General features: G+C 34.0%; 6 protein-coding genes. 1 reads left to right on the top strand and 5 read right to left on the bottom strand.

The window, feature by feature from the left end; all coding sequences use genetic code 11:
* Positions 1-158 precede the first annotated feature (158 nt).
* From E0Y80_RS14450 to E0Y80_RS14430, 5 genes are all read right to left on the bottom strand, one after another.
* The gene (locus tag E0Y80_RS14450) at positions 159-1,139 is read right to left on the bottom strand and encodes a bifunctional riboflavin kinase/FAD synthetase (protein WP_156308382.1); all 981 of its coding nucleotides are present in this window, start codon (positions 1,137-1,139) and stop codon (positions 159-161) included.
* Between the two features lie 26 nt (positions 1,140-1,165).
* Positions 1,166-1,888, bottom strand: coding sequence for a tRNA pseudouridine(55) synthase TruB (truB, locus tag E0Y80_RS14445; RefSeq protein ID WP_156308381.1), 723 nt, complete (start codon positions 1,886-1,888; stop codon positions 1,166-1,168).
* Between the two features lie 215 nt (positions 1,889-2,103).
* Positions 2,104-2,922: an undecaprenyl-diphosphate phosphatase gene (locus E0Y80_RS14440; protein ID WP_156308380.1), complete on the bottom strand. Its 819-nt coding sequence runs from the start codon at positions 2,920-2,922 to the stop codon at positions 2,104-2,106.
* 5 nt (positions 2,923-2,927) lie between these two features.
* The gene (locus E0Y80_RS14435; protein ID WP_156308379.1) at positions 2,928-3,173 is read right to left on the bottom strand and encodes a DUF3098 domain-containing protein; all 246 of its coding nucleotides are present in this window, start codon (positions 3,171-3,173) and stop codon (positions 2,928-2,930) included.
* A gap of 27 nt (positions 3,174-3,200) precedes the next feature.
* Positions 3,201-4,079, bottom strand: coding sequence for a cell division protein FtsX (locus tag E0Y80_RS14430; RefSeq protein WP_156308378.1), 879 nt, complete (start codon positions 4,077-4,079; stop codon positions 3,201-3,203).
* A gap of 171 nt (positions 4,080-4,250) precedes the next feature.
* On the opposite strand from E0Y80_RS14430, the gene leuS reads away from it, so the two are divergent.
* Positions 4,251-7,034 (top strand): leucine--tRNA ligase, encoded by a 2,784-nt coding sequence (leuS, locus tag E0Y80_RS14425; RefSeq protein WP_156308377.1) that lies wholly within the window; start codon positions 4,251-4,253, stop codon positions 7,032-7,034.
* Positions 7,035-7,051 lie beyond the last annotated feature (17 nt).

Genomic DNA, 7,051 nt, shown 5'->3' with positions numbered 1-7,051 from the left:
AAATACAAAATTTAAACGATAAAAACAAGTTAATTATTTGATTATCAAATAATTATAAAATTATTTTTGCACATATAAAAAACAAAAAAGTCGGAAGAAAATCTTCCGACCATGACTAGGAGTTACCTAACTTTTTTTATTTCGTTTATTTTTATATTCTATTTACCTTCAAAATATGCTCTTATTGCAGATTCATCTTTTTTAATTTGTTCCTGCATCAATTCAAGGCTTTCAAACCATTGATCATGACGGATGAACTCTAAAAACTTTACACGAATTGTTTTAGTATATAGATCATCATTAAAATCTAGCAAATTGACCTCAATTTTTCTATTCATTCCATCTACTGTAGGTCGGGTTCCTATATAACACATTCCTTTAGCAATGCGTTCAGGCTCTGGTTCAAAATAATCTCCAGTTACAATTTCTGTAGTTCGTGGGAAAATCTCAACTTCAACAGCATAAATGCCATATGCAGGGATTAATTTATGCGATTCATGAATATGTAAATTAGCTGTTGGAAATCCTATTTCTCTCCCTATCTGATCTCCTTTAATAACGGTTCCTGTCAGTTCGAATGGATAACCCAAATATTTATTTGCTGTAATTATATCTCCTTTTATAAGTGATTCACGCACCCTAGTAGAAGAAACTGCAACATCTTCAATGTCTTGTTCCGGGATTTGGGCTACTGAATAATCAAAAATCTCAGAATAGTGTATAAGGTCTTTAATTGTTCCTTTTCTGTCTTTTCCAAAATGATGATCATACCCAATTACTATCTTTTTACAGCCAATTTTATTGACTAAGACCTCTGAAATATACTCCTCTGGTGACTGATTTGAGAAATCTCTTGTAAAAGGTGTAATAATTAAATGGTCAATTCCGGCAAGGGCTAATCGTTCAACTTTTTCCTCAATATCATTAATTAAACGGAGAGAATCATCATCAGGATTGATGATTAATCTTGGGTGTGGGAAGAATGTAAGTAATACAGTCCCTCCGGTATTATCTTTAGCCAACTCTGTTAGCTTATTCAAGATTTTCTGATGACCAACATGTACACCATCAAATGTACCTATCGTAACGATAGCATAATCTAGTGCTTTGAATTCATCCAGATTCCTGTATATTTTCATTTTGAGTTTTTTAATTGTTGAATTTTTTAAATCGATTGACTCTTCAATTCTCTAACTTGATTTATTAATTCCGTTAAATCCCATGCATCCTTTACATTAAAATCACCGGATTTTGTCCTTCTTAAAGAGGACAGATGTCCACCATTGTTTAATGCTCGCCCAAAATCATGTGCAATAGAGCGAATATATGTTCCTTTACTACACTTGATTCTAAAATGGATTATAGGCAGCTCGATCTTTAAAACCTCAAATTCCATAATTTCAACCTTACGAGCTTTCAGTTCCACTTCTTCTCCACGGCGTGCTTTCTCATAAACTCGCTCCCCACCAATTTTTATAGCAGAATGCGCTGGAGGATATTGATCCTGAACACCTACAAATCCTGCAGCTACTCTAATGATATCTTCCTCTGAAATATTTGAAATGTCGAAAGTTTGGTCAATTTCGGTTTCTAAATCATAAGATGCTGTGGTAGCACCTAAAGTTATTGTCCCTGTGTATTCTTTATCTTCAGCTTGGAACCCATCAATTTGCTTAGTCATCTTTCCTGTGCACACAATCAGAAGCCCAGTTGCCAAGGGATCCAAAGTACCAGCATGACCAACCTTTACTTTTAAAGGTTTTATGCTATTGCGTAATTTACCTACCACATCAAAACTAGTCCAAGTCAGGGGTTTGTCTATCAATAGTACTTCTCCCTCTGCAAAAGCAAATTTTGGCTTAGCTTGTCCTTCTATATTGCTGCTCATTAATTCTTAAAGTTTCTTTAATATGTTTCCTAATTTAATTATGCGTAGAAACATATACCTGGCTGAATTTTCTGCAAAAATAGGAATTATATATTTAATTTAAGAGAGTAGTTCATATATTATAGAGAAAAGAAATTTTGCCTTATTTCTAAGGTAAAAAAGAAAAAGGACCATTTCTGGTCCTTCCTAAATTCTATTCCTTTAAAGGGTTCCTATTATCCTTGTGTATAGAAAAATATCAATAAGGCAATACCAATCACAATTCGATACCAACCCCAAAATTTGAATCCATATTTCGTTAAAACACTAATGAATGATTTTACAGCAATCATAGCCACTATAAATGCAACAATATTACCTATTATAAAAACTAGGATAGTCTCGTTACTTGCCATAATCATCTCATATCCCTTTTGTGCATGTGCAGTACCTTCTCCCCATGTTTTTACAAAAATTGAATAGACAGTTACAGCCAACATCGTTGGAACAGCAAGAAAGAAAGAAAACTCCGCTGCTGCTTTACGGTCTAAACCTTGTGTCAAACCTCCAATAATTGAAGCAGCTGAACGAGATGTCCCCGGCATCATAGCTAAACATTGCCAAAAACCAATAATAAATGCTTTTTTAATCGGAATCTCTTTCTCATCTGTGATTTTTGGATTCTTAAACCATTTATCAACAAATAATAATACAACACCTCCCAATACAAGAACGGTCGAAATCGCAATTTGATTTCCCAACACCGCTTCAATTTTATCATCTAATAATTTTCCTAAAACCAATGCTGGAATGACTGCGATTGCTAGTTTATAATAAAATTTTAGATTTTTAAAATCGAAGAATTTCTTCCAATATAAAACTACAATTGACAAAATTGCACCAAACTGGATTGAAACTTGGAACATCTTTAGATACTCACTTTCTTCCATACCCATCAATGCAGCTGTGAAGCCCATGTGAGCAGTGGAGGAAATAGGAAGATATTCTGTTAAGCCTTCTACAATGGCTAAGATAATCGCCTCTAAATAACTCATTCTTATTAATTGGTTTTGTTTTTAGGTTTGTATAATATTGCAACGAATCCCAAAGCAAAACCTGCCACAACAACAATTGGAGCTAAAGTTATTTTAGTGAAACTATAAATATCTTCGGTGCCCATCATTAAAATAAAACCTATGGCAACAAAAACAATACTCAATATAAATAATTGATAGTTTATCTTTTTAAATACAAATCCAGCATTTGTACTGTTGGCTGAACCTTTAACATTTTTAGTCTGACTCATTTTTTAATTAATTAACAATGGTTTGATCTATCTGTATAAACTTGCTGATTTAGCTCGTAAATATTTAGTAACAGCAAAATAGGTGCTCGCACTTGAAATTAATATTCCTAACCCAAGTACAATCGCAAATATCATCGCAAATTCAAACCAGTCGCGTAAAAACACCAATTCTGGAACTTGTTTTTGCGCAAATTGTAGCGTTAGAATTAATAATAAAATTGCTATCAAAGCACCAATTAATCCATGGGCTATTCCATAAAGTATATATGGCTTACGTATAAATCCCTTCGTTGCACCAATCAATTGCATACTCTTAATCAAGAATCGCTGTGAATAAATCGCTAGTCGAATGGTATTATTAATTAAGGCTACTGCAATAATTAATAGAACAACTGTAAAAGCTAAAATAACAATACTGATCACCCGAATATTTTTATTGACCATATCAATCAATGATTCTTGATAAACAACCTCTTTTATACGGCTATTCTTTCCAATTTTATTGATAAATGTTTGGATAGAATCACTATTTGCATATTGCTCCTTCATATAAATATCAATAGATGGAAGAAGTGGGTTTCTACCTAAGTATTCAACAAAATCTTCTCCTAAATCTTCTCTCAGATTTTTTGCTGCAAGCTCTTTACTCACATATTCTGAACGTAATACATAAGGATCCTTTTCCAAATCCTTCTGAAGTGAAAGAACATCCCCTTCACTAACATTATCGTTTACAATAACATTGAGTACGATATTCTCCTTTACATAACGAGATAAATTTTTTGCATGGACTAGAATCAAGCCCAAAAGACCTGTCATCAATAAAACCAGTGCAATACTGATTACTGTAGATACGTATACTGATTTCGTTTTTTTCCTTGGCGAACCCTGTTCGATCACTGACATATATTTGAATCTGTGTTTATTCTTGCGAAAGTAAGTATTTATTTTTTCCCAATACTAATTTTCTAACAACGAATTTCTGAATTTATTGTATAGAATAAAAAACTTTTATACCGAATTTACCCTAAAATCGCTAATTTCGCAATTCTTTGTACCATACTTTTATAATGAATAATGGAGTATAACCATCAATCTATCGAGCAAAAATGGCAAAAGTTTTGGGCTGATCATCAGACATTCAAAACTTCAGAATCAACTGTAAAACCAAAATTTTATGTTTTGGACATGTTTCCTTATCCTTCCGGTGCTGGTCTTCATGTTGGTCATCCGCTAGGCTATATTGCTTCTGATATTTTCTCACGGTATAAAAGACTGAAAGGATTTAATGTCCTACACCCAATGGGATATGATTCTTTTGGTTTACCTGCCGAACAATATGCAATCCAAACCGGACAACATCCTGCCATTACTACTGAAGCCAATATAAATAGATATAGAGAACAGCTTGATAACATCGGCTTTTCATACGATTGGTCAAGAGAAGTGCGTACTTCAGAACCAGAATATTACCGTTGGACGCAATGGATCTTTATGAAGCTTTTTGATGCTTGGTATAACAAACAAGCTGACAAAGCCGAATCTATTGATACCTTAATCTCGAAATTTGAAACTTCAGGCTCTGAAGGTATAAATGCTGAATCTGATGAAGAAATCCTTTCTTTTACAGTAGATCAATGGAATAATTTCTCTGAAGTAGAAAAGCAAAAGGAACTTTTAAAATATAGATTAGCTTATCTTAGAGAAAGTACAGTAAACTGGTGCCCTGCACTAGGAACGGTATTAGCTAATGATGAGGTCATCAATGGTGTATCTGAACGTGGTGGATATCCAGTGGAACAAAAGAAAATGATGCAATGGTCCATGCGAATCACTGCTTATGCTGATCGACTATTGCGCGGATTAGAAACCATTGATTGGCCTGAACCTCTTGTAGAAATGCAAAGGAATTGGATTGGAAAATCTGTTGGTGCGAGTGTGAAATTTCCTATTCCTCAACTTAGTGATAACATCGAAGTATTTACAACTCGTGTTGATACCATATATGGAGTTAGTTTTATAGTTCTTGCTCCAGAGCATGAGTTAGTTTCAAATTTAACTACTGAAAGTCAGAAGGCTGAAATTGAAGCTTATATAGACAAAACTTCCAAAAAATCTGAATTAGATCGTTTGGCTGATACTAAAACTGTTTCAGGGGCTTTTACCGGATCTTATGCTAAACACCCTTTAACAGGTGAAGATGTGCAGATTTGGATCGCTGATTATGTTTTAGCAGGATACGGAACTGGCGCTGTAATGGCTGTTCCTTCTGGTGATCAAAGAGATTACTTATTTGCAAAACACTTTAATCTACCTATCATTCCTATCTCAGACTCCCAAGATATTTCTGAAGCTGCTGACTCAAATAAAGATGGTAAATATATCAACTCCGACTTTATTAATGGAATGAATTATCAGGAAGCAGTTCCTGCGTTGATAGAAAAATTAGAGTCCTTAAAACTTGGTAAAGCAAAGATTAACTTCCGTATGCGCGATGCCATCTTCGGTAGACAACGCTATTGGGGTGAACCGGTTCCTGTATATTTTAAGGACGGATTGCCTTATTTGATCAAAGAAGAAGAATTACCACTACTATTGCCAGAGGTGGATAAATACTTACCTACTGAAACAGGTGAACCTCCTTTGGGTCGTGCTGAGGGATGGAAATATCAGGATCAATATGAATATGAATTAAGTACAATGCCTGGATGGGCTGGTTCTTCATGGTATTGGTTCCGCTATATGGATCCAAAAAATCAAGCTACCTTCGCTTCGAAAGAAGCTGTGGATTATTGGAAAGCAGTGGATTTATATATTGGTGGTTCTGAGCATGCTACAGGTCACTTGCTTTACTCCCGCTTCTGGAACAAGTTCTTAAAAGACTTAGGTTATCATAATGAAGAAGAGCCATTTAAGAAATTGATTAACCAAGGAATGATCCAAGGTAGATCCAATTTTGTGTATCGTATATTAGATGAGGAAGGAAAGGGGACTAATAAATTTGTTTCTTATGGTTTAAAGAATAATTATAAAGTCAACCCATTACATGTGGATGTTAATATTGTTCATAATGATATTCTTGACCTAGAGAAGTTCAAACAATCTCGTCCTGATTATAGTGATGCTGAATTTATTCTTGAAAATGGCAAATACATCTGTGGTACAGAAGTGGAAAAAATGTCCAAATCAAAATTCAATGTCGTTAATCCCGATGATATTATTGAACAATACGGCGCAGATACTTTGAGACTTTACGAGATGTTCTTAGGTCCACTTGAACAGGCAAAGCCTTGGAATACAAATGGTATCGAAGGTGTATATAAATTCTTACGTAAGGTATGGCGACTATTCCATGATGCTGAAGGAAACTTTTCTGTGTCTGAAGAAGAACCAAGCAAAGCTGAGTATAAAGCATTGCACAAAATTATCAAAAAAGTAGAAGAAGATGTTGAAAGATTTTCTTTTAATACTTCAGTTTCAGCATTTATGATTTGTGTGAATGAATTAACAGATTTGAAATCAAATAAAAGAAAAATCTTACAAGATCTTCTAATTGTATTAGAACCTTATGCACCGCATATCACGGAAGAATTATGGTCATTATTAGGAAATGAAGAAGGATCTATTTCTTATGCTGAATATCCTTTATTTAACCCGGAATACCTAGTAGAAAGTGAATTTGCTTATCCTGTATCTATTAACGGGAAAATGAAAATGAATTTACCATTAGCATTAGACCTGGATCAATCTGCAGTCGAAGAAATTTTGAAAGCTAATCCTGATGTACAGAAATTCTTGGATGGAAAACCTGTCAAGAAGATAATCTTTGTAAAAGGTAAGATTATCAATATGGTTATATAAATATTAGAAACTAAAAG

It is taken from the genome of Sphingobacterium endophyticum, assembly GCF_009733535.1.
GTDB classification, from domain to species: Bacteria; Bacteroidota; Bacteroidia; order Sphingobacteriales; family Sphingobacteriaceae; genus Sphingobacterium; species Sphingobacterium endophyticum.
The sequence above is the reverse complement of the archived record's forward strand: the minus strand, read 5'-3'. Positions and strand labels throughout refer to the sequence as shown.

What these genes read in the sequence shown, in the direction of transcription:
- E0Y80_RS14450 (WP_156308382.1), bottom strand. Translation starts at nt 1,139, where the DNA reads ATGAAAATATACAGGAATCTGGATGAATTCAAAGCACTAGATTATGCT.
- truB (WP_156308381.1), bottom strand. Translation starts at nt 1,888, where the DNA reads ATGAGCAGCAATATAGAAGGACAAGCTAAGCCAAAATTTGCTTTTGCA.
- E0Y80_RS14430 (WP_156308378.1), bottom strand. Translation starts at nt 4,079, where the DNA reads ATGTCAGTGATCGAACAGGGTTCGCCAAGGAAAAAAACGAAATCAGTA.
- leuS (WP_156308377.1), top strand. Translation starts at nt 4,251, where the DNA reads ATGGAGTATAACCATCAATCTATCGAGCAAAAATGGCAAAAGTTTTGG.
- E0Y80_RS14435 (WP_156308379.1), bottom strand. Translation starts at nt 3,173, where the DNA reads ATGAGTCAGACTAAAAATGTTAAAGGTTCAGCCAACAGTACAAATGCT.
- E0Y80_RS14440 (WP_156308380.1), bottom strand. Translation starts at nt 2,922, where the DNA reads ATGAGTTATTTAGAGGCGATTATCTTAGCCATTGTAGAAGGCTTAACA.